The 21,716-nt window shown below is 70.3% G+C and carries 17 protein-coding genes and 3 pseudogenes; 14 read left to right on the top strand and 6 right to left on the bottom strand.

Annotated features, from left to right (window positions below; translation table 11 throughout):
* Positions 1-300: 300 nt before the first annotated feature.
* Both OHT76_RS43410 and OHT76_RS43405 read left to right on the top strand, forming a co-directional pair.
* The gene (locus OHT76_RS43410) at positions 301-1,041 is read left to right on the top strand and encodes a peptidoglycan recognition protein family protein (RefSeq protein WP_328876355.1); all 741 of its coding nucleotides are present in this window, start codon (positions 301-303) and stop codon (positions 1,039-1,041) included.
* A 75-nt stretch (positions 1,042-1,116) separates the two neighbouring features.
* Complete coding sequence (locus tag OHT76_RS43405) at positions 1,117-2,691, top strand: family 10 glycosylhydrolase (protein ID WP_328876354.1); 1,575 nt, start codon at positions 1,117-1,119, stop codon at positions 2,689-2,691.
* A 143-nt stretch (positions 2,692-2,834) separates the two neighbouring features.
* Here OHT76_RS43405 and OHT76_RS44290 read toward each other — a convergent pair whose 3' ends face one another.
* Positions 2,835-3,158 (bottom strand): cytochrome P450, encoded by a 324-nt coding sequence (locus OHT76_RS44290; protein WP_443049956.1) that lies wholly within the window; start codon positions 3,156-3,158, stop codon positions 2,835-2,837.
* A 21-nt stretch (positions 3,159-3,179) separates the two neighbouring features.
* A pseudogene (locus OHT76_RS44285) lies at positions 3,180-3,593 on the bottom strand (aldo/keto reductase); the annotation flags it as partial.
* Positions 3,594-3,896: 303 nt separating this feature from the next.
* On the opposite strand from OHT76_RS44285, the pseudogene OHT76_RS43395 reads away from it, so the two are divergent.
* The 4 genes and pseudogenes from OHT76_RS43395 to OHT76_RS43380 form a co-directional block, all read left to right on the top strand.
* Positions 3,897-4,001, top strand: a pseudogene (locus OHT76_RS43395) (IS5/IS1182 family transposase); the annotation flags it as partial.
* Positions 4,002-5,056: 1,055 nt separating this feature from the next.
* Positions 5,057-6,672: pseudogene (locus tag OHT76_RS43390) on the top strand (IS200/IS605 family accessory protein TnpB-related protein).
* A 225-nt stretch (positions 6,673-6,897) separates the two neighbouring features.
* Complete coding sequence (locus tag OHT76_RS43385) at positions 6,898-7,965, top strand: IS110 family transposase (RefSeq protein ID WP_328876025.1); 1,068 nt, start codon at positions 6,898-6,900, stop codon at positions 7,963-7,965.
* A 598-nt stretch (positions 7,966-8,563) separates the two neighbouring features.
* Positions 8,564-9,325, top strand: a complete 762-nt coding sequence (locus tag OHT76_RS43380; protein WP_328876352.1) for a hypothetical protein — start codon at positions 8,564-8,566, stop codon at positions 9,323-9,325.
* Positions 9,326-9,346: 21 nt separating this feature from the next.
* Here OHT76_RS43380 and OHT76_RS43375 read toward each other — a convergent pair whose 3' ends face one another.
* Positions 9,347-10,027 carry a DUF899 family protein gene (locus OHT76_RS43375; RefSeq protein WP_328876351.1) on the bottom strand — a complete coding sequence of 227 codons (681 nt, stop codon included), beginning with the start codon at positions 10,025-10,027 and terminating at the stop codon, positions 9,347-9,349.
* Between the two features lie 425 nt (positions 10,028-10,452).
* On the opposite strand from OHT76_RS43375, the gene OHT76_RS43370 reads away from it, so the two are divergent.
* The 3 genes from OHT76_RS43370 (at position 10,453) to OHT76_RS43360 (ending at position 13,829) form a co-directional block, all read left to right on the top strand.
* Positions 10,453-12,090 (top strand): LodA/GoxA family CTQ-dependent oxidase, encoded by a 1,638-nt coding sequence (locus tag OHT76_RS43370; RefSeq protein WP_328876350.1) that lies wholly within the window; start codon positions 10,453-10,455, stop codon positions 12,088-12,090.
* Positions 12,091-12,115: 25 nt separating this feature from the next.
* Positions 12,116-13,225 (top strand): NAD(P)/FAD-dependent oxidoreductase, encoded by a 1,110-nt coding sequence (locus OHT76_RS43365; RefSeq protein ID WP_328876349.1) that lies wholly within the window; start codon positions 12,116-12,118, stop codon positions 13,223-13,225.
* A gap of 433 nt (positions 13,226-13,658) precedes the next feature.
* Positions 13,659-13,829: a hypothetical protein gene (locus OHT76_RS43360; RefSeq protein WP_328876348.1), complete on the top strand. Its 171-nt coding sequence runs from the start codon at positions 13,659-13,661 to the stop codon at positions 13,827-13,829.
* A gap of 212 nt (positions 13,830-14,041) precedes the next feature.
* Here OHT76_RS43360 and OHT76_RS43355 read toward each other — a convergent pair whose 3' ends face one another.
* From OHT76_RS43355 to OHT76_RS43345, 3 genes are all read right to left on the bottom strand, one after another.
* Positions 14,042-14,308, bottom strand: a complete 267-nt coding sequence (locus OHT76_RS43355; RefSeq protein ID WP_328876347.1) for a hypothetical protein — start codon at positions 14,306-14,308, stop codon at positions 14,042-14,044.
* Between the two features lie 271 nt (positions 14,309-14,579).
* Entirely contained in the window at positions 14,580-15,026 is a 447-nt protein-coding gene (locus OHT76_RS43350) for a hypothetical protein (RefSeq protein WP_328876346.1), read from the bottom strand.
* The gene (locus OHT76_RS43345) at positions 15,019-16,206 is read right to left on the bottom strand and encodes a hypothetical protein (RefSeq protein WP_328876345.1); all 1,188 of its coding nucleotides are present in this window, start codon (positions 16,204-16,206) and stop codon (positions 15,019-15,021) included. Before OHT76_RS43345 ends, OHT76_RS43350 begins: the two co-directional genes overlap by 8 nt.
* A gap of 635 nt (positions 16,207-16,841) precedes the next feature.
* Between OHT76_RS43345 and OHT76_RS43340 the strand changes: the two genes are divergently transcribed.
* From OHT76_RS43340 to OHT76_RS43320, 5 genes are read left to right on the top strand one after another with little or no spacing between them, the layout of a single operon-like run.
* On the top strand, positions 16,842-17,777 hold the full coding sequence (locus tag OHT76_RS43340) for a conjugal transfer protein (protein WP_328876344.1): 936 nt from the start codon (positions 16,842-16,844) through the stop codon (positions 17,775-17,777).
* Positions 17,778-17,794: 17 nt separating this feature from the next.
* The gene (locus OHT76_RS43335) at positions 17,795-18,115 is read left to right on the top strand and encodes a hypothetical protein (RefSeq protein ID WP_443049955.1); all 321 of its coding nucleotides are present in this window, start codon (positions 17,795-17,797) and stop codon (positions 18,113-18,115) included.
* Positions 18,112-18,684, top strand: a complete 573-nt coding sequence (locus OHT76_RS43330) for a hypothetical protein (protein WP_328876342.1) — start codon at positions 18,112-18,114, stop codon at positions 18,682-18,684. The genes OHT76_RS43335 and OHT76_RS43330 overlap by 4 nt, the downstream gene beginning before the upstream one ends.
* The gene (locus OHT76_RS43325; protein WP_328876341.1) at positions 18,681-21,365 is read left to right on the top strand and encodes an ATP-binding protein; all 2,685 of its coding nucleotides are present in this window, start codon (positions 18,681-18,683) and stop codon (positions 21,363-21,365) included. The genes OHT76_RS43330 and OHT76_RS43325 overlap by 4 nt, the downstream gene beginning before the upstream one ends.
* Positions 21,365-21,715, top strand: a complete 351-nt coding sequence (locus OHT76_RS43320; RefSeq protein ID WP_328876340.1) for a hypothetical protein — start codon at positions 21,365-21,367, stop codon at positions 21,713-21,715. Before OHT76_RS43325 ends, OHT76_RS43320 begins: the two co-directional genes overlap by 1 nt.
* Position 21,716 lies beyond the last annotated feature (1 nt).

The following is a 21,716-nucleotide window of genomic DNA, read 5'->3' as shown; positions in this document are numbered from 1 at the left end:
ACCTGTCAATGTCTCGACAATTGCTCGTACCTCCCCACCCCTTGGAGGACCGTTGACCCACGGCCCGTCTCGCCGCACGACGCTGCTGGCGGCAGCCGCCGGTGCGTTCGCGCTGCCCGCCATATGCTCCGGACCCGCGCGTGCGGGCACCCCCCTCCCGCCGGGACGCCGTGAACTCCCCATCGTCACGCACTCCCGCCACCCCGGCGCCGTCCACGGCCCCGAAGCCGCGCGCGGCGCCCACGCCGAACCCCTGAACGCCGCCGTCAACTGCGCCCTGGACCGGGGAGGGCGGAGCTGATGGCCACGTTCGTCACCCGCTCCCAATGGGGCGCCAGGGCGCCCAGGAGCGTCAGCAACAACATCACCCCAGCCCAGGGCGGCGTGGTCGTCCATCACGTCGACGCCGTGAAGGTGGCCAAGGCCAATCACGCCGACTGCGCCGCCCAGGTGCGGGGCATCCAGAACTTCCACATGGACTCCAACGGCTGGTCGGACATCGCCTACAGCCACCTCGCCTGCGTCCACGGCTACCTCTTCCAAGGCCGCGGCGAGCACGTCCGCACCGCCGCCCAGGGCACCACGCAGGGCAACGACGACTGGTACGCGGTCTGTGCGCTGACCGGCGGCTCCAGCAGCAGCTACGACACCATCACCGCCGGGCTCATCGACGCCGTCCGCCACGGCATCAACCGCCTGCGGGTGTCGGGCGGCGCCGCGCGGGCCATCACCGGCCACCGGGACCACCACGCGACCGCATGCCCGGGCAACCTGTACGCCAGGGTGCTCAGCGGCGAGGTCAACCCCGGCGGCGGCCCCCTGCCCTACCCCGGCGTCAGTTTCCGCCAGCCGCCGACCTTCGTGCACGCCAGCGTGGCGACCTGGCAGTACCGGATGAACAGCGCGCACGGTTACTCCCTCGCCGTGGACGGCCAGTACGGGCCGGGATCCGACTCCGCCTGCCGCAGCTTCCAGTCGAGCCGGGGTCTGAGCGTGGACGGCGTCGTCGGGCCGGCCACCTGGGGAGCCACGTTCGCCTAGAGCCAGCCAGGGCCTACCGCCTTCCCACGACGTACGCCCGCAGCCGACGAACTCCACGGGGGGGGACACCTCGACATGCGTTTGCCTCGCGTACTCACGACCCTGGCGGCGGGCCTCGGCCTGCTCCTCGGTGCGATCACCTCGCCGCCCGCCCACGCACGTGCCGACGACGGCGCGGCGGCGCCGGCCCAGTGGCGCAGCTACTGGGTGGACGCGTTCAACCCGGGCATCTACACACCCGCACAGGTCACGGCCCTGGTCGAGGACGCGTTGGACGTCAACGCCAACGTCCTGATCGTGCAGACGGCCCGGCGGTACGACTGCTTCTGCAACAACGCCCTGTACCCGCGCACCGACGCCGCGATCGCCCCGGAGCCCTACGACCCGCTGGCGGAAGTGGTCCGACAGGGACACGCGGCCGGACTGCAGGTGCACGCCTGGGTCAACGTCAACACCATGTGGAACAGCAGCACCCCGCCCCGCCCCCCGGACCACGTCTTCAACCAGCACGGCCCAAACGCCACCGGAGCCGACCGCTGGCTCAACAAGAAGGCCGACGGCCAGGAACTGGTGGGTGCCAACGCCTATGTAGACCCCGGCCATCCGGCGGCCGTCGACTACATCGTCCGCGGCATCCAGAGCATCGTGCGCAACTACGACGTGGACGGCGTCAACCTCGACTACGTCCGCTACCCGGACGGCAGTTCCACCACCACCCACAGCGACTGGGGCTACAACGCCGTGTCCGTCGCCCGCTTCCAGCAGGCCACGGGCCGGACGGACGTACCCCTTGCGTCCGACACCGCCTGGAGCGACTGGCGGCGCAGCCAGGTCACCCAGCTGGTGCGCAGGATCTACCTCGGAGTCTGGGAGGTCGACCCGCAAGCCCGCCTGTCGATGGACGCCATCACCTACGGACACGGGCCGCAGGCGGTCGGCGGCTGGCGGGCCACACGCACGTACACCGAAGTCCTTCAGGACTGGGCGGGATGGTTGGACGAGGGCATCATGGACACCGCCGTGACCATGAACTACAAGCGCAACTGGAATCCGGACCAGGCGCGGATGTTCTCCGAGTGGTCCGAGTTCCTGGCCGACCACCAGGGCCAGCGGCAGGCGGTCAACGGACCCGCGCTGTACCTGAACGGCGTCGCGGACTCGCTCAGCCAGGTCAGAGAGGCGCTGAGACCCAGCGCGGCAGGCAACACCGCGGCCGGCTGGAGCGGCTACTCGTACGCCGCCCCCAGCAAGGACGTGGCGGCCAACGGCCTGGCGGCCGAGCGTGCCAAGCTGGTGCAGGCGCTGACGCGGGGCGAGGACGCGCCGTTCAGCAACGAGGCGGCGGTGCCCGGCATGCCGTGGAAGACGGCACCCCGGGACGGGCACGTGACCGGCAGGCTCCTGCTCCGCAGCGGCGGCCCGCTGGACCAAGTACCGGTGACGCTCGCCCCGCTCACCGGCGGCGGCCAAAAGACCACCCGGCTCAGCGACGGCTCGGGCTGGTTCGGCTTCACCCATGTGGAACCGGGTCTGTATCTCCTCACCCTCTCCCTGCCCAAGGGTGTGATCGGCGCTGTGAAGACCGTGGTGAGGGTGACGAAAGGCAGCCTCGCGAAAACGGCGTTCCCGCCGTTCCTCGCCATGCCATGACGCCCGCGACTGCGACTGTACGCAGCACAGCACCGACCCTGACGGGTCTGCTCAAGCCGTCACGTCACACCCGCCTCCTCGGGGACGACCTCACCGGAGGCGTACCGCCTCCACGTTCCGCGACCGCAAGGCTCATACGGTCCTCAGCGCGCACTCACTCGGCACACACACGGCCCGTACGGCGAAGCCGCTGCGTACCCGGGCGGGGATCCGCCGCAGGGAGATCCTGAGGTCCTGGTCGGGGACGGTGAAGCCGAGGCCGGCCAGACGGAGCGCGAGGGCTTCGAGCAGCCCGACGGTGAGCCCCTCCCGGGGCAGCGGTGCCCGGTGTTCGGCTCACCACCACTGTGGGGAATCAGTTCGTCAGGATCGACTGCGCGTTCGAGGAACCGTTTGGGACGGAAGGCGTGCGGGTCGCCCCACAGCTCCTCGTCGTGGTTCTGGCCGAGGACATCGAGCAGCACCATCCCGTCGGCCGGCACCAACATGCCTCGCAGGGGCAGGTCACGGACGGCAAGGCCGCCGAGAAACGGTGCGAACGGAGGGGTCTCCGGAACCGCGATCATCACCGACAGCTGAAGCAGCTCGATCCGCTCGACGCGCAGTCGCCGCAGTGCCTGCTCGACCTGAGCGCGCACAATGGCCGGCCGCCCGTCGAGCTTCCACTCACCCGAGGCGCCCGATCGGGCAACGCCGACCTTGGTGGTGATCAGCAGTCCCTCCGGGTAGGGGTGCAGGGCCTCAGCCAGGAACTCCTCGCCTGCTCCCCCGCCATACAGATACGCGGTATCGATCACCGTGATACCCAGCTCGACAGCCCGCCGGGCAACCGCGACAGACGTCTCACGGGCCGGACCCGGCCCCGTCGGCAAGTGCATGGCCCCGAACCCCAGCCGCCGCACGCTCAGATCCCCACCGATACGAGTTCTGTCAAGGAAACCGGCGTATCACCGGCCTACAGATTTCTACATAAGCCGCTTTCCCGGCGGATCGCCAGGCTGCCGCCTGCATATGGCCGTTCAGTTGCCCCGCGCCAGAGCCCTGCTCGCCGAAGCCCTCACCCGGGACGGCTGGCACCACGCCATCCCGTGCCTCGCGGGTGCTCGGCCTCGAACAGGCCTCCGTTCCGCACGACTTCGACGAGTCAGTCTCAGCCAGCGCCCTCTCGGTCAGCGCCACACCCTCCTCCACCAGGCCCACAAGCCGAGGGCCGCTCGAGCCAGCCCAGCGCCTGCCTGATCGACAGCCAGAGCATCAAGACGTCCGCCACCATCCCCCTGACCAGCCAAGGCACCGACCCGGCCAAGAAAACGGCAAGCGTCGATGGCCTGCTGTGCGGTCGTGGGCTCAGCCCAGAGAAGGGTGGGCAGGGCTCTCGTCCACTCTCCGTGGTGCAGCGCGAGACAGAGCCAACGGCAGGCGTCTGGCCATTCGGCGTGCTCGGCCATGAGGATGTACGCCTCGACAGCCTCGTCGCTGGATGGGTCGACATATTGGGCCTGCACGGCGGCCCGCTCCAACTCGCCGATGCCGAGGTACACCTTGACGAGGGCCAGTCGCGACTGGTCCCGGATATCGGACCGGACCATATCCTCGATGGGTTCCTCGGCCTCGTCATAGCGGCCAACACCGATTTGCACGGCTGCCAAGGCCTCACATCGGTCGCGATGGATCAACAACTCGGGATCGGAAGCGAGTTGGGGTGCGGCCTTGATCAGCCAGCGTTCGGCCGCCTCGTGGTCGCCGAGAGCGATCCGAGCTTGGGCGACCGCCGCCTGTGCGGAAAAGGCTGCCTCTCGCCATTGACGGGCCGTCTCGGCATTCGCCGCGTCATGGCGCTGTGCCTCTGCCTCGGCCGCGTCGGCGTCCGCCACGGCGAACTCCAGTAGGTGCGCTGCCCATGCTCGGTCCTCCTTGTCACCCGAAGCGGTAAGTGATCGGACGATACGGCCCAGGGCCACACAGCAGCGGTCAACACCGGCCATCCGTTTCACCACGTCGATGGCGAGCTCTGTGGCTTCCTCGGCGATAGCAGGCCACGCGTATTGGCGGGTTTCCTCGTCATGGGTGTCCATGAGCGCGAGGGCGCGCTCCGAGTCGCCCATTTGGGGTTGTCGAAGACGGACTCGCCCATGTCCTCGTCGTACCCGCGGCCGCTGAGGGTCAGGGCCCAGGCGAGGGGTTGGGAGCTGCTGCTCAGTGACTGTGTATGAGTGTGTTCTGGCGTGCGCGTGGGCGCCTTGTCCGCGGAGATCGTGATGCTCGCGGGGGAACGGAGGTTCGTCCGTCGAGTGCGTGACCTTGCCGGGTAGCGGTCGTTGGATGTGATGGCAGGATCTTCAGTCCACGGCAGGGAGGTTGTGGGGTGGGCGGGCTGCGGGAGGTGGGGCCGTCGTTCGTGGTGCCCGGCCCGGCCGGGGTCGCGGTTCGTGACCGGCTCAAGGGCCTGACCGCCGCGGACGAGAAGGTTCTGCGTCTGGTCGGGGAGCATCTCGGAACGCTGGCCTCTCGTGATCTCAAAGCCCGTTGCCAGGCCGGGCCGGACCACGGCAGCAGGCAATGGGCTGAGCGCAAGCGCATCCTCACCGGCCAGTCGTCCTCGCGCTGGGCCGGGTCGATCACGAAGGCCGGCAACGACCAGTGGGCGCTGGCCCGCCGTGGTCAGCTCGCGCACATCCAGAGCCTGGAGGCGGGTGTGCGCACCATCACGCACCGGCTGTCCCAGCCCCTCGGAGCGAAGGGCAGCAAACAAGCGCCGTGCGGCTATGGCAGCAGGCGGGAGTGGTTGGCGAAGTCCCGCCGCCTGCACGTGCTCAGTGACCGGCTCAAGCGGGCGCGGGCGGACCGCGAGGCCGGGCGCGTGCACATCGTCCGCGGCGGCAAAGCACTGCTGAACACCCGCCACCACCTGGAGGCGGCCGGTCTCACCGAAGTGCAGTGGCGGCAGCGGTGGCAGACCGAACGCTGGTTCCTGGCCGCGGACGGCGAGTCCGGCAAGAGGTTCGGCAACGAGACCATCCGCGTCAGCCCCGACGGCGAGATCAGCATCAAACTGCCCGCACCCCTCGCCACACATGCCAACGCCCCGCACGGCCGGTACACGCTCACCGGCCGCGTGCAGTTCAAGCACCGGGGCAGCGAATGGGCCGACCGCGTGGAGGCGAACCGGGCCGTCGCCTACCGCATCCACTACGACACCGGCCGGGGCCGCTGGTACCTCACCGCGTCCTGGCAGCGCCCGTCGAGCCGATCCCGCTGGACGCGGCCCGCGCCCACGGCCTCATCGGCGTGGACACCAACGCCGGCCACCTGGCCGCCTACCACCTCGACGTCCACGGCAACCCTGTTGGCAACCCGCACCGCTTCTCCTTCGGCCTGACCGGCACCGCCGACCACCGCGACGCCCAGGTCCGGCACGCGATCACCCGCCTGCTGCACTGGGCCCAGCAGCGCGGCGTAGCCGCGATCGCCATCGAGAACCTCGACTTCACCGCGGAAAAGACCCGCGAGAAGCACGGGCGTCGCACACGGTTCCGGCAGCTGATCTCCGGCATGCCCACCAGCAAACTCAGGGCCCGCCTCATCTCCATGGCCGCCGAACAGGGTTTGGCCATCGTGGCCGTGGACCCGGCCTACACCAGCCGATGGGGCGCCCAGCACTGGCAAAAGCCCCTCACCAGCACCACACGCAAGACCACCCGCCACGACGCAGCCGCCGTGGCGATCGGCAGGCGCGCCCTGGAGCACCCGATCCGGCGACGGACGGCACCGCCCCCACACGACCAGAGCGATCGTGCGGGGCATCGGACCGTCCAGGCCCCACCGGGCACCCCAGGGCGCGAGGGAAACCGCCCCCGCATCCCCGGACCACGGACACGATCCGTGCCGCCCGGACGCGGAGCGAAAGCGGTCGACCAGAACGCCCAACACCGTTCGGGGCGCTCGGCTGAGCACGAGTCCTGGCACCAGGACTCACAGTGATGATTGCGGTGGCACCGCTCGGAGGCCTGACTCAAGGACTCACTGGCGCTTCGGCTGTCTGTCGGGAGAACCGTCGGTCTGTCGGGCGGTGCCACCGCGCGCGTGCCGGTCAGGCGTTCGTGACCTCATAGGAGCCCGGCCAAAGGTCCCATCACTGTCTTGTCCGTCCGTCCGACCGGCGCGTGCCCTCCCTGACGCGTCGTACGGAAGGACAGCACATCCAGCATGGCAGCAGATGAGATAGCGGTCATTGGCGGGATCGACACCCACACCGACCTGCACCAGGCGGCCGTGATCGACACCGTGGGCCGGCACCTGGCCACCGAGCCGTTCCCGACCGGTCCCGCCGGCTATGAGAGCCTGCTCGACTGGCTGCGTTCGCATGGCGAGGTTCTGGCAGTGGGCATCGAGGGCACCGGCGCCTACGGTGCCGAGATCGCCCGTTTCCTGACCACACAGGGTGTCACCGTCATCGAGGTCGACCGGCCCGACCGCAAGGCCAGGCGGGACAACGGAAAGTCCGACCCGGTGGACGCCTACGCCGCCGCGACCGCCGTGCTGTCCGGCCGGGCCTCGGGCATTCCGAAGACTCGCAACGGGATCGTGGAGGCCATCCGCACCCTGCGGGTGGCCCGCAGCTCGGCCATCAAGGCCCGCACCCAGACCATCAACCAGATCCGCACACTCATCATCACCGCACCGGCCGCGGTGCGCGAGAGGCTGCGCGGCCTGGCCACCGGCGAGCTGATCGACGCCCTGGCCCGGTCCCGGCCCGCGGGCGACCTCGCGGATCCGCACTGCGCGGTCAGGATCACGCTGCGACGGCTCGCCCGCCGCTGCCAGCGGCTGGAGGAGGAAATCACCGAAGCCGACGTGGACCTGGGCCCGCTGGTCACCCGGGCCGCACCACGGCTGATCGCTCTGCCCGGCGTCGGCCCCGAGAGCGCGGGCCAGCTGCTGACCACCGTCGGCGACAACCCATACCGCCTGCGCTCGGAAGCGTCCTTCGCCCACCTGTGCGGTGCCGCCCCGCTGCCGGCCTCCTCCGGCCGCACCAACCGGCACCGCCTCAACCGGGGCGGCGACCGCCAAGCCAACCGGGCCCTGCACACGATCGTGCTGGTCCGCATGCGCCACGACCAGCGCACCCGCGAGTACGTCGCCAGACGCACCGCCGAAGGCATGACCAAGAAGGACATCATGCGCTGCTTGAAACGGTTCGTCGCCCGCGAGGTCTACCAGCATCTGCCCCGCCCGCACATCACCGCCGAACAGTTCAAGCAAGCCGCTTGACGATCTATAGGAGCTTCTCCCACTCAGTCTTTAGGAACGGTCGGAAGTAGACCTCGCTGACAGACGCTCAGGACGAACTCCGTCAGGTCCGCACTGATCTGCAGACGGTCTACCGGCGGGTGCCGTGGTCGGCCGAACCGCTGGACGCGTCGGAGACGCACGAGAACGCCTTGGCGGCCCTCGTCCCGCCCCGCCTCCCCCGGCTGGGATCCCCAGGACGCGGCGGAGATCGCCCGGCTACGAGCGCGGGAGCTCGAACTCGCCACGGCGATCGTCTCGCACGCGTACTGGAGCGAGTTCGCCCCGGCCGATGTCCTCGCGGCCCGTGACGCGCTCAAGCACCACCACGAGCAGCAGATGGCCGACGCCTCCAGCTAACCGCCGACCGCTTGCTCGCCCAGCACCGGGCCAGCTTCCCAAGATGCGTCACGCCCCGGCTGGTCACATCCTTGACACAGGGGCTCAGGAGCGCTAGATGCTCCTCGCGCAACCGGGGCCGGTCGTGCCCCACACACGGGATCCTTGACCGCGCTCTCATCCACAAACCGCCGCCATCTACAGCAGCCCCCGGCGGGTCCGAGCGAAGAGGTGGAGACCCATGGACGAGCACGGCGGCCACATGCACCACACAGGCGGACACCCGGAACCCGACGCCCCTGCCTTCCACGGCATGGCGGTGGTGGGCGAGGACACCCCCTTCCTCTCCCACCTGTCGATGCCCGGACCACCGCACAACGAGCAGACGATCGTGCAAGCTGCCTTCGGGGCTGCCCACCGCGCGTATCGCAACGACCGCAAGGCGCACCCGGAAGCCCGGCTCTACACCTTTGCCCCCGAGGTGTTCACGCTTTCCGACCTCTATCCCGGCGAGGCCGGCGAACCGCCCGCCCGCACGTCCTTCACCGGGAGTCTGTTCCGCAACCACTTCGAACAGCCGGAAGCCCACCCCGAGACGCCTGTCGAGATCGCCTCCGATGTCGTGGTGGAGGTGGCCACCGTGGTCAACCACCATAAATTCACCGCGGACGACCAACAGCCGGAGGAGTTGACGTACCTGCTGTTCGGCAAGGGGCCCGAGCGGTTCCTAGCGCATTGGATCACCGGCCCCTTCCAGCCCACGAGCCGTCAGGAGTTCGACCACCTGATGACGGCCGATGTCCAGGGCCTGGAGGTGTCCGACGACCGGCTGCGCCATGGCATTGAGATCACCGTCACCGGTCGTCCGGACGAGCCCCGCGGGAAGCTCAGGGAACGTGAACGAGCGGCCGCCGTCGCTGCGGTCAACGGCGGGCATGTCACGGTCGAGGTCGAGGCCGGCACCGAGCTGTATTTCGAAACCGGCGAACTGACACCTCACTGACGCAGCGGCACCCTCCGATCATCACCAGGAGAGCCGGGGATACCAGTCGCCACGGCCTTGCGGGGTGAGGTCGAGCAGGTGCCAGACGGGGCTTAGCAGGTCGGTGGCCTGCTGACCGTCGCCGTCGGCCATCTGCACACGGGTGCTGTAGTAGTGGCGGACCGCGCCGCCTTCGTCGCGGGTGAACACAGACAAGGTGGCGTCCTGGCCACCGGCGGAGTCCTCGCTGCCCAGGTCGTACTTGAAGCGGCTGGGTGCCGCGCTGAGCAGCCGCAGACCCGTCCAGCCCCGTTCCCTGGCGTACGCGCGCAGCGCGGGCAGTTCGGCGGCGGCCACGACGGCGAAGTCAAGGGTGCCGGCCAGGCGGTCGGCGACCGAATGGAAGCCGTCGATCGACATCGTGCACGAGGCGCAGGGCCGGTCCTGTTCCTTGCCGTACATGAAGTGGTAGAGCATCAGCGGCCTGTCAGGGCCGGAGAACAGCTCGCTGAGCCGGACCTCGCGCACCGGATCGTCCCCGGCTGCCAGGTCGGCCGGCCCCTCGTGGAAAGGATAGTCCTCGACGACCGGGCCCTCGGGCAGGCGTCGCCTCAGTTCGGCGACGTGCTCGCGCTGGCGCATCATCTCGGTCTCCGCCCGGCGCAGTTCTTCAATGGCGGCGGTGTACTGAGCGGATTCGTTGCCGAGGTTGGTCACGCGCATGTTTCCTCCTCGTCAGTCGCCGTTCGGCGCGGCTCACCCGCCCCAGAAGAACAGGTCGGTCCGCCGCGGTGCGCCAGGCGCGCAGCGCGGTTCACCTGAAGCGACCAGTTGCCGCTCGTCTCCCGGACATCGCCTCGGAACACATGCCGGCACCGGGTTGCAGCGGCTTGCCACTGGATTGCGACCACCCACGATCGGGGGGACGATGGATGCGTCCTCCACGGCTGGGTCGTATCGCCGGACTCGAGCGGGTGGCGAGCGAACTCTCAGCGCTGCCGCACCTCGTAAGGACGAGAGCGGTGCACAGCACCGGCCGGCTGAAGGAGAGCCGTTCCGGGACGTCGTCATGTGCTCCGCGCCCGGCTGAGCCGAGCAGCATCACGGGCCTTTCGATCCCGAGCCTCTCACCCTCACCGGGAGCTGACATGAATCTCGATAACGTCGCACGCTGCGAGATCCATCCCACGATCGGCATCGCCCGGGTGGGCAACAGCCCCGACGGCTTCTTCATCGGCCCGGAGACCCCCGGGCTCCCGTCGAGTCCGTCCGGCGGTTTCAAGGACGCCGACGGGCGGATCAAGCGTCAGGCCGCCCGGTTCCGTGTGTACGCCTATGACCGGGCCGGCACCGTCCTGGGCGAGCTCACCTCGGCCGAGGCGCAGATCGTCTGGACCGCCGAACTGGCCAATGCCAAGGCTGAGTGGTTCAAGTTCGCCGGGCGCTTCCATGAGTCCACCGCCGACTCCGACCGCCGTAACCACCACATCGATCCCGCTGATCCCGCCGCTCGGGCGCGGTTGGTCATCCGGCCGGGGCCGCGCAGTGTGACCGGTTCGTCCCAGGACGGCACGGATGCCAGGTTCGACACCGGGACCTTCCTGGACACGCCGGTACCGCTGGGCGAACTGCGCACCGACGAGGCCGGTCGGCTGCTCGTCCTCGGCGGCTTCGGCACGTCCGCTTCGGTCCAGCCCGCCAATCCGCTCCGCCACTACGCCAACAATGACGGCTGGCACGACGACGTCTCCGACGGCCCGGTCAGCGCAACCGTGCGCCTGGGCCCGGACGGGCGCCAGGTCCCGGTGACCTCGGCCTGGTGCGTGGTGGCCCCGCCCGATCACGCCGCCGTCGTACCGAGTCTGGTCACCCTGTACGACGTCGTGTTGGAGGTCGCCCGCACGTCGGGCGGACTGCCCACCCCGCCGGAGGTCTCCTTCACCCGCGACATCTATCCGCTGCTCGCCCGCCCGGTCTTGTTCGCATGGGTCAACAAGAGAGCGCGAGAGATGCACGGCGACCCTCGACGCAACTTCCTCACGCCGAGCCGTCTCGCCCGGCTGTCCTCGAACGCCCCGGACGACGCCACTGCGCGTCAGATCGTCTTCAAGAGGTTGCGCAAGCCCGGACTGGTGGACGACACCAGCCAGGCAAACGCGGGGTTCATGCCCGTCCTGTCCGGCGATGACGGGGACGCTGAGCCCAACAAGCCACGGACGTGGCTGTCGCTGTTGCCGGGCCAGTACGCGCGGATGCAGCGCTGGGCCGCCGGCGACTTCCTGGCCGACTGGACGGGCGTGCCCGCCCCGCTCCCGTTCGAGGCTCTCGCGCCGGCCGACCAGCCCCACGCCCTGGTGCGGGCCGCGCTGGAAACGGCGAGCGGCGGCGGATTCTTCCCCGGCATCGAGATGACGTATATCGCTGACCGGCAGTCCACTTGGGCAGCGCCCTTCCGGCTGCGCGAAGATCTGGTCGCCGGAGATGTCACCAAGTACATGGCCCTGCCCTGGCAGGCCGACTTCTACATGTGCATGGACCACTGGTGGCCGGCCTCCCGCCCCGATGAGGTCCTTCCCGAGCCGGCGCACGACGGGCTGGTACAAGACGCGGCGGCCGGGGTGTTCCAGGAGTGGGACCGCGGTGTGGGCGACGGTGAAAACGCCGAAAAAGGTATGAACGAGATGGTCGAGAAGTGGAGCACTCTCGGGTTCATCGTCGCCCGGACCGTGCCGAACGGCGACGTGATCCTGGTGGAGACGGAACGGACCGACCACGAGACCGGGTAGGCCGGGCAGAGGCGGGAGCGGCACGTTGGACAGCGGCGGGCCGAGCGGCTGTGGGAGGAGCCGGCGCTTCGACGTTCTCGTCGCCGGCGCAGGCCCCGCCGGGTGTGCAGCCTCGCTGCCCCTCGTCCGGGCAGGGGCGAGCGTCGTCCTCGTTTCCCCGGTGAGCTCCCCCGACTGGCGGGTGGGAGAGAGTCTCGCTCCCACCGCCCGCCCGCTTCTCGAACGACTGGGGGTGCTCGACGGGCTCGCCGGCGCTGGGCACGCTCCCTGCTACGGCACCCAGGCCGCCTGGGGCCAGGATGCGCTCACCGCGGTGGACCACCAGCTCGGTCCGTACGGCGAGGGCTGGCATCTGGACCGCACCCGGTTCGACGCCACCCTCCTGGAAGCGACCCGCGCCAGTGGTGCTCTCTGGCTCGCCGGACATGTCCGCGACGCCCGTCGGCATCGGAGCCACTGGCAGATCACCACTGGCGAGGGCGGTGTACTGGAGGCCGGTTATCTGGTGGACGCCACGGGCCGAGCCGCTCGGCTGGCTCGTCGCGTCGGCGCGGCACGCACCCGCTCCGACCGCCTGATCGCGGTCGCCGGGCTGTTGGGCCCGCCAAGGAAGCAGCCCGCCCACCTGGACCGCACGTCGCTGGTGCAGGCCACTCGCTGGGGCTGGTGGTACACCGCCCCGCTACCCGGTGGTGAGCGGATCCTCATGGCCATGACCGATGCCGATCTCCTCGCCGGCCTACGCCTGCTCGACCCGGGCGTGTGGTGGACCCAGGCGCAGGATGCCGGTCATATCCGGGACCGGATCGCCGGCTGGGAGCGACCGCCGCGGCGGCTGCGGGTGCTCGCCGCCGGCTCGGCCTGCGCCACTCCCGCGGCCGGCCCGGGCTGGGTAGCGGTGGGAGACGCCGCCACCGCCACTGACCCGCTAGCTGCCCGGGGGATCGTCACCGCACTGGCCACCGGCCTCGTCGGGGCGCGGGCGATCCTGGCCGCCTGGGCCGGTGACGCCAATGCCATGACGGCCTACGCCCGCCGTATGTCAGCCGTTCACGCCGAGTACCTGGAGACAAGGGCCGCACAGTACCGCCGGGAACAACGCTGGGACACCCCGTTCTGGGACCGTCGGCACTGAGCGGTGCGGTTCTCCGACACGGGGTCGGGTCATCGCACCGTTCCGCCCTCACGCGGATGATCAGGGACGGCGAGATCTTCGAGAAGTGCGCGTCCAAGGACCGCCCCGTGTACCCCACTCTCGATGACCGGCCGACCATCCAGGACTCCATGGCGGACCGCGACGCGCTCGCCGGGGACACCCTGACGGCCGCGATGAAGCAAGGGACCTGGCGACCTGCTCACGCCGGAGCGGGGCGCGAAGTTGGAGACCTACTTCTTCGGCAGCCTGGCCCGCTGGCAGCGCAACCGTTGACGGCTCGTCTTCGTGCCGGCGGCCGACGCCGTACCCCTGGCGTGGCTGGGCGTCCTTAGGTCACGACCCCTCTCCGCTCGCTGAACGAGACGGCAAAATCGTCCGATTGACCCTCGACGCCGAGCATGACAACAGCCCAGTGATCGAGCTACCCGTCACCGACCTGCGTCGCCTACTTGCCGACGCAGAGCGCGACCTGATCGACTTCCTCCAACTAGCCGCCGCCTGGGCCACCCTGCACCTGCGTGAATACACCGCCCCTGCCACCGCCGCCCTCGGCCGCGCCCTGGACCTGCCCCCGAACCCGTAGGGCTCGTGCTGGCGCACTACCTCGGATTCATTGGCGGCCCTCAGGCTCGAGGCAGTCAGCTGGATCTTTACGGGACAGCCCTACAACCAGCGGACTCCCCTCGCGAACGCAACGCCCGGTGTGCCTCCTCTTGCAGCGAAGGTGTCAAGGCCCTCGCGATGATGCGGCCACGCCGTCGCAGCACACCAGATGCGGCGGCACGTTGAAGGCCATCACGAACTGGTGGGCCAGGCGTGGCCGTAGGTGTCGGGCAGGGTCGGGGGCGGGTTGCCGGCAGCAGTCGCCGCAGCCTGGACGCGGCGGCGCTGTTCCTGGACGAAGTCGCGGCAGGTGCGATCGTCGTGGCCGGCCACCCGGTGACCGGACCGGTTGCCGCAGGTGACGCAGGTGGGTTCGGGGTTGAGGCGGCGGTGCAATGCCTGCGCGATCAGCACGGCGGCGCCGGTCAAGGCGGCCACCACAGTGTGGGGTACGGGCATCAGAGATCGTTCCTTGGTGGGTGGGCTGGCGGGAGTAGCTGCGCGGCGTGGTGCGGTCGGCATCAGGCGGCTCAACACCGCCCTCACCGGCCGTGGTTCATGACCCAGCACGGCCCGTTTCCCGTCCGGGGGTGGCTGTGCGGGTGTGCGGGGCGCCGTGAATACCGCTCGGTTCATGAGCGGTGGCTTAGCGGGGGCAGCAGGCCGTCACCGGACCACCAGGCTCGCTCGGTCACGAGAGGGGTGAGGACCTTGTCGATCTCGGCGAGTACTACGCCGCGGTCGTCTGGCCCGTACGTCGTGAGCCGTCCGCTGTCGTCGGCTTGGGCACGGACCACCTGACTCCGGGCCCGGCGCACAGCAGGGCGCGCGCGACCAAAGGCAGGCCCAGGCTGAATCCGTCGCATTGGCCGCCGCGCACGAGTTGGACCAGGTCGCTGGTGACGGCTTCCCAGTCGCCGACCTGCGGCCACCGGGCGCCGCCGTCCAGTTCGTGGGTGAGGGTGGACAGCGGGACGATCTCACCCGGCCGGCGCTCGCGGACGAGGAGGTCGTGGATCCGCGCCCCGTCGGGCTGGCGCACACCAGGGTGCAGCAGCGAAGCACCAGCCACCACCGTGGTGTTGATCTCCCGGCTGCCGGGGCCGAGGTAGTACGGCTCGTGCGAGAACAGCAGGTAGACAGTGCCGGCTTGGGAGCGGTCGTGGGTCTCATTCATGAGGGTTCGGCCTTCCGGTCGGGGATGACGGGTGAACTGTCAGGCGGCGTCGGGTGCAGGGGCGCTCGTAATGCCCGGTGGCGGTCGGCGGCGGGGGTATGGAGCGTGTCGGTCCCCAGCGGGCCCCCCTCAGGCGGTCGGCCAGGACGGAAACGCACGTGGTGCAGCGGCCGTCACCGTCGGGGTGGGCGCGGCGTGGGGTGGGGCCGGGGCAGGTACGGCAGGGCGGCCAGCCGAGGCAGGCCGGGCACAGGTCCTCGCCGGGCGCGGTCGCGGGGTGGCCGCAGCCCGCGCACTCGACCATGGCCCGGTAGCTCAGGGCCTGGCTCACTGAGCGGGCGGCGGCGCAACTGGCCGGTTGCAGCCGGGGAGTGTCACCAGAGGGCGGGGCGCGGTGGTGGGCCGCGAGGGCGGGCGGCGGGTAGGCCTGCGCAGCGCGGAGACGGGCGGCGATGATCGCGCCGACCGAAGTGCGCACCGGGTACGGCAAGGGCCGGCCGGCGATGACGTGGCGCAGCTGCTCAGTGCTCCAGCCGGCCTCCAGCATCGCGGTCACCACCCGGCCCTGGTCGGTGAGTGCCTGCCCGGTCAGCACCAGCTCGGGGCGCGCGGCCGCCAGGTCCAGGAGCAGCCGGATCCCGGGGTGCATCTCATCCGCCGCGGGAGCGGCCGGCGGGGAGGGCGGTGTGTGCGGCGGGTTCGTCCGTGCCGGTGGTCGCGTCGCGTTGTTGCGGCGGCACGGACGGAGGGGGCTGGTGTTCTGCTGGTTGGTGTTCTTTCTGTTGGTGTTCTTAGTGGCGGGGTCAGCCAACGTAGGCTCAGCCAGGCTTGGAAAACCCGACTCTGGCTGCGACCTGGGGTTGTGCAGGGCGGGCAGGTCGGTGATGACATACAGCGCCTGGCCGAGCGTGCCGTTGGCGTTGCGCTCACGGGTGCGGTGCAGGAAGCCGTGCCGCTCCAGCTGCCTGAGCCCGGTGGTGACGGCGTCGACGCCTTCACGGCCGCGGCGCACCAGGTCGGCGACGGTGACGTGCCAGCCGTCCTGGTGCGTACTGACATAGCCGAAGATCCCCTTCGCTCGGAAGGACAGCTTCGGGTGCCGGAACAGGCCGTTGGCGATCTGCGTGAACTGATCGGCCGCCATCACCCCGCGCCGGATCCCCACCCCCGAGCGGCTCACCGCCAGGCCTCCGCAGCGGGCCGCTTCCGGTGGTCCAGGCAGCACAGCAGGCCCGCCGCGGACCGGCGGTCGGTAGTCCCAGAGGCGGGGACGGGGGTGTGGTACATGAACTCAGCTCACCCGCCGAGCCCGACCCGACCAGCGACCACCAGATGCCGACCACGGTCACGATCCGGCAACGCAACTGTCCAGCAGCCATGGTCGGGTCCGTGGTTGGCCCCACCACAGACCCCACCACGCCCCCTTCACCCCGTTCGCAGCCATTGCGCACAGCCGCTGCGCAACCTCGAACGGCCGGTTGCGCACAGCGAGCTGCGCAACCGGCCGGGCATCCTGCGCAGTCACGCTGCGCAATGCCTCTGCGCAAGGCGCTCCGCAGTTTTCCGTCGCGTGCTGCACAGGTCCGGATCACACTGCGCAGCCGCCCGACAGTGCAACGCATGCCGAACGTGATGCCCTGTCGCCGGGGCACGGCCGGAGCGTGGTGGGGGCGGTGGTGGGGCCAACCACGGAACCGACCATGACTTCGTGACCCCATCGTGACCGTGGTCGGGGTCTCGTGGTCGGTGGTCCGGTCGGGCCCGGCGGATGTTCTCAAGGCCAGCAACATCCGTTTCTGACCTGGGAGATTGACCATGCCCCCTGGCAGGCATGCCTCACGGAACAAGGCGACCCCACCGATGGCCGCGGGCCTCGCGCTCGAAGCGATGCGGCGCCGCGCACGCCTCACACGCATCGCCGTGTGGAGCGTCATCGCGGCCGGCCCGATCGCCCTGGGCGTTGCCGTCACCTCCACCCCGACCACGGCCGGGGCCGCGCCGCTGCCCAAGCCGTCCACGGTGCGCACCACGGCGGTGGCCGCCGACCCGGCCGGCTATGCGCAGCTGTTCGTCGGTGCGTGGCTGCGCAGCAACGCCGACGATGCCGCGAATGCGCAGACCCGGCTTGCGCAGTCGCTGGCGCCGGACGTCGAACTGCCCGACCCCGCTACGAATGCGCACCCAGCGCCGGAGTCGGTCACGGCGGTGCGCAGTGCACAGCGCGCCGACGGTGGATGGTCGGTGACGGTGGCTGCGCAATACGCCGACGGAGCGGTGCGCTACTACACGGTGCCGGTGGCCACCGACCGCGCGGGCACTATCTTCACGGTGACCGGTGCGCCGGGCGTGGTGGCCGGCCCGGCCCGGGCCGAGGCACCGCCGGCACCGTACGCCGTCACTGTCCCGGACGGCGAACTGGCCGCCACCGTCGGCGAGTTCCTGTCGGCGTACCTGACCGATGCCGGAGAGGTGGACCGCTACCTCGCCCCCGGCGTGCACCTGACGGCCGTCTCCCCCGCCCCGTACCAGGCCGTCACCGTCCAGCAGGTATTGGCCGTCGAGGAGGCCGCAGCCGCCGAGCGGATGCCGGGGGACGGCACGAAGGTCCGCGTCCTCGCGCAGGTGGAGGCCCGGGATGCGCAGGGGCGGTGGCCGCTCGGCTACGAGCTCACCCTCACCGCCCGCTCCGGACGCTGGGACATCGCAGAGCTGCAGACCGGCACCTCCCGGGGTGGGGGTGAACGCTCGTGAAGGCCGGGGACAGCCTGATGCTCGCGGGCAAGCTCGACGACTTCGGTGAGGCATGGATCGGCATGTTTGAGCGCTGGGGCACCAAGGGCCTGCAGGCCGGTCTCATCGTCCTCGTCGTCATCATCATGATCCAGAAGTTCAGCCTGAAGGCCGGCATCGGCGCCCTCCTGCTGATGATCGTCGCGCTGGGCCTGTACGGGTCCCGCCAAGACCTGGCGGACATGTTCGAGGACGAGGTCAAAAACCCGGCCAAGGGCGCGCCCGTCGTTCCCGGCCTCGTGCACGGTTCTGATCCGGCCGCCCGGGAGCACTCCGTTGGCATTGGAGGGTGGTTGTGAGCGCGGCGGCCGCGGGGCGGGTGGGCCGCTTCTACACCGCCGCCCGGCGCCATCCATGGGTGCTGGGGAAGGTCGCGGACTGGAAGATCCCGCTGGGTCCGTACACGCCTGCGCAGATCGCCCTCGCTGTCGGCGGCGGCTTCCTGCTGGTCAAAACGATCTCCTGGTGGTCGTGGATGGGGCCGGTACCGGTCGTGGCCTGGCTACTGGCGATCTGGGCCGTGCGCCGTCCGAAGATCCGGGGCCGTGCCCCGGTCCAGGCGGCGCTGGGCTGGATTTTGTTGGGCTGGCAGCCCCAGGGAGGGAGGATCGGCGGGCGGGCCGCCCGCGACCGCGCTCCCCACCCGCTGATCGGCGCCTTCACGATCGAGGACACATCGAACCTCGACCCGGCGATCGCACCGTCCCGTGCGGCGCAGCGGCGCATCGATCGAGCACCGAACCTGAGGCCGGAAGCGGCTCGCTCGTCCGCGCCCCACCGCGCGGAGCCCGCTACTCCAGCTGCGGCGGGGCCGGTGTCGGGGGTTCAGCAGCTGCTCGCACTCGCCCAGCAGGGGGGTGCGCGGTGAGGGTTCCGATCCGTCACATCGCCGGGCACCTGGTCTGGTCGACGCACGGCAGCGTGTGGGCCGTCTACCGCCTTCACCCGGGCCCCAACGCGCAGGGACAGCATGAGGAGACCGTCCAGGGTACGTACGTGCCTGCGGCGGTCCGTGACGAACAGCTCGCCAAGATCACGCATTTGGTGCGGTCGTTGTCCGGGGCGCCGCGACTGTTCGGGCTGTGCGCGCAGGTCGATCCCGGTGAGATTGCCCTGCGCATGATCGACGGCATCGAGCCGGCCAACGAGGCACCAAGCGCGCACCCGTGGGTCGAGAATGTCGAGGCGGCCCTGGATCTGCTGGACGGGCAGGAGATGCACCGCCGCACCCTGTGGCTGGCTGTCCCCCTCACGACCGAGACCGCCGGTCTGCAGGTGTCGGCGTCCCTCGGTGCAGCGTGGGCGGAGCTGACCCCGATGCTCGGCATGCGCCCGTCGCCCGTCGCCCGGCGCGAGGTGGCTGCCTACCGCGAGCAGGCCTCCCGGGTCGAGGCCGCGCTTGCTGGCGGGATCGCCTTCCGTCCGGCCCGCCCGGCGGAGGTCGTGTGGATGATCCAGCACGCCCTGCACCGCGGGCTCGCCGAGCCGCTGCTGGCGGAAGCCGAGACCAGCGACCTGTACGGCGGGCAGCTGCGGGACGGTGTGCTGCGCTCCCCCAGCTACGCCGACCTCGGACAGGTGCGCCTGCAGGAAGGCGGCATCGACCCCGAACTCGACGACATCGACGAGCTCAAGAGCGCGGGCCGGATCACGCGGTCTGGACGCAGGGCCTGGTGGCGGCTGAACACCGGCTCGCCGCTCGGCCGACGCTGGCTGCAGGTCGAATCCGACGCCGGGGTGGGCTACCAGGCACAGGTGGCGCTGGCCGAGTGCCCGCCCGCGGTCAGCCAGGACGCCGCCGATCTGTTCGCCCAGCTGGAGACCCTCGACTTTCCCGTCGACTACGCCGTCGACCTCACTCTCGTGCCCGCGGAGAAGGTCCGCGACCAGGTGAGGCGCAAGAAGAACGAACTCATCGACCAGGCCGACCAGTACGACGCCCGCCCCACCGGCATGCCCGCCTCCCTCACCGAGGCCGCCCGCGACCTCGGTGAGTTGGACGCGCGCCTGTCGCGCACGTCGGTGGAGGTCGAGGTGCAATCCGTCACGATCCTGACGGTGTGGGGGTCGACCGCCTCGGTCTGCGACGCCCGGGCCCGCGCGCTGGCCGCACTGCTGGGCGGTGCCGACTACCGCGCGGTGCGGCCAGCAGGCCTGCAGGAGGCTCTGTTCACCCTCGGCCTGCCCGGCACCGTACGCCCTGGCCTGGTGCGGGAGTTCACCCAGCACCAGATCTCCGAAGACTGGGCTCTGGGCGGCGCGTTCACCTCTGCCGAGGTCGGCGACCCCAACGGCATGTTCCTCGGCATCGACCTCGACTCGGGCACCACCCGCCCCGTGATGATCAACGTGGCGGACGCCCCCAAGGTGGATGCCTCCGCCTCCATGGGGATCGTCGGGGACCTGGGAGCGGGCAAGAGCGTCCTGCAGAAGCTGATCGCGGAAGCGGTGTGGGCGCGCGGCGGCTGCGCGATCTGTATCGACCGCACCCCCGTCCGCGAATGGGCCACCTTCGCCCGCACCGCAGCCCAGGGCCGCGTGCAGATCATCGACGCCGCCCGCGCTGAGGTGTCCATCGACCCGTTACGCATGTTCGACGGTCCCGAAGGCCGTCACTACGCCTTGTCCTACCTCACGCTCCAGCTCGGCATCGGCCCGATGAGCACCAACGGCGAAGTTCTGCACCACGCGATCGAGCAGGCCGCCGCAAGTGATCAGCCGTCCATGCACCGCGCACTTCAGATCCTGGAGGCTATGGGCGAGAGTGAGGGGGGCAAGCGGCAGGACGCGGCCGCCACCCTCGCCGGCCTCATCCGCGTGGTGGCCTCCAACTCCCTGGCGGCGATGGTGTTCGACCCCACGCTGCCGCCGGTGCGGCTGGACGCCTCCAGCACCTCCGACATGATCGTGATCACGACGACGGGTCTGAAGCTGCCGCCGAAGGCCGCGTTCGGCAATCCGGAGGTCCTGCATCAGCAGCCGCTGGAGGCGCTTATCGGGCGCGCCGTTCTCTATCTGATTGCTGCGATCGCCCGGCAGACAGCCTTCGAGGACCCCCAGCGGTTCACCGCGGTGGTCGCAGACGAGCTGTACTGGCTCACCTCTTCGGCTGAGGGCACCGCGTTGGTCCACGAGATCCTCCACGACGGCCGCAAGCACGGCGCCGGTCTGCTCGCCGCCTCTCACGACGCCGAGGAACTCGGCCCCGACCGCGGTCTGATGGCCTATCGTGCGCTCGCCCGCACCGCAGACCGCGAACGCGCCCGCCGTGGCCTGGAGTTCATCGGCCTCGACCCGAACGACGGCGAGCTGCTGCGGCTGGTGACCAACGGTCTGTCCCCCGTCGGCCACAAGGGCCGGGAGGGCGAGTTCCTGCTGACCTGCCCGCGGCAGAACACCGGCCGCATCAAGGTCACCATTCCGCGTATCCCGCGCATCACCACGTCCATCACCACCACGCCTGGACGCCGCACGAGCGATGCCTCGCCTTCCCTGCCGGAGCCGCTCGCCGGTGAGACCGCGGAACCCTGTCCGAAGGAACGCATCTGATGACCTCCTCTTCCTGGGCACGCTCCCGGCGCCCTGCCGTGGTCGCGAGTGTCCTTACTCTGATCGTCGTCGGGGTCGGCGTGTTCGTCCTGGCCGTCGGGGTGAGTGTGGCGGAGGCGTGGTGGCCGCACACGGGGCAGGCCTTCACCGCCGGCGCCCGGGACCAGGATCCGTGCGGTTTGATCGTGGGCCCGGCCAAGGACTACTGCCAGCGGGGCACCACGACGAGTGCCGACGTTGAGCAGCCCGACCTTGCCGGTGCGGCGTGGCGGCTGGTCCCGGCCGGGGCAGGTGTCGCTGCCCTCGTGATGTGGCGGCGCAGGAGCGCAACTGGGTCCGGGCGGCGATGAC

The sequence above is a fragment of the Streptomyces sp. NBC_00287 genome (genome assembly GCF_036173105.1).
GTDB lineage: Bacteria > Actinomycetota > Actinomycetes > Streptomycetales > Streptomycetaceae > Streptomyces.
This window is presented reverse-complemented; position numbering and strand designations above follow the sequence as displayed.

Excerpts from the sequence above, each read along its gene's own strand:
- OHT76_RS43410 (WP_328876355.1), top strand. The coding sequence starts at position 301 with ATGGCCACGTTCGTCACCCGCTCCCAATGGGGCGCCAGGGCGCCCAGG.
- OHT76_RS43405 (WP_328876354.1), top strand. The coding sequence starts at position 1,117 with ATGCGTTTGCCTCGCGTACTCACGACCCTGGCGGCGGGCCTCGGCCTG.
- OHT76_RS44290 (WP_443049956.1), bottom strand. The coding sequence starts at position 3,158 with ATGGTGCTGCTCGATGTCCTCGGCCAGAACCACGACGAGGAGCTGTGG.
- OHT76_RS43385 (WP_328876025.1), top strand. The coding sequence starts at position 6,898 with ATGGCAGCAGATGAGATAGCGGTCATTGGCGGGATCGACACCCACACC.
- OHT76_RS43380 (WP_328876352.1), top strand. The coding sequence starts at position 8,564 with ATGGACGAGCACGGCGGCCACATGCACCACACAGGCGGACACCCGGAA.
- OHT76_RS43375 (WP_328876351.1), bottom strand. The coding sequence starts at position 10,027 with ATGCGCGTGACCAACCTCGGCAACGAATCCGCTCAGTACACCGCCGCC.
- OHT76_RS43370 (WP_328876350.1), top strand. The coding sequence starts at position 10,453 with ATGAATCTCGATAACGTCGCACGCTGCGAGATCCATCCCACGATCGGC.
- OHT76_RS43355 (WP_328876347.1), bottom strand. The coding sequence starts at position 14,308 with ATGCCCGTACCCCACACTGTGGTGGCCGCCTTGACCGGCGCCGCCGTG.
- OHT76_RS43350 (WP_328876346.1), bottom strand. The coding sequence starts at position 15,026 with ATGAATGAGACCCACGACCGCTCCCAAGCCGGCACTGTCTACCTGCTG.
- OHT76_RS43340 (WP_328876344.1), top strand. The coding sequence starts at position 16,842 with ATGCCCCCTGGCAGGCATGCCTCACGGAACAAGGCGACCCCACCGATG.
- OHT76_RS43335 (WP_443049955.1), top strand. The coding sequence starts at position 17,795 with ATGCTCGCGGGCAAGCTCGACGACTTCGGTGAGGCATGGATCGGCATG.
- OHT76_RS43320 (WP_328876340.1), top strand. The coding sequence starts at position 21,365 with ATGACCTCCTCTTCCTGGGCACGCTCCCGGCGCCCTGCCGTGGTCGCG.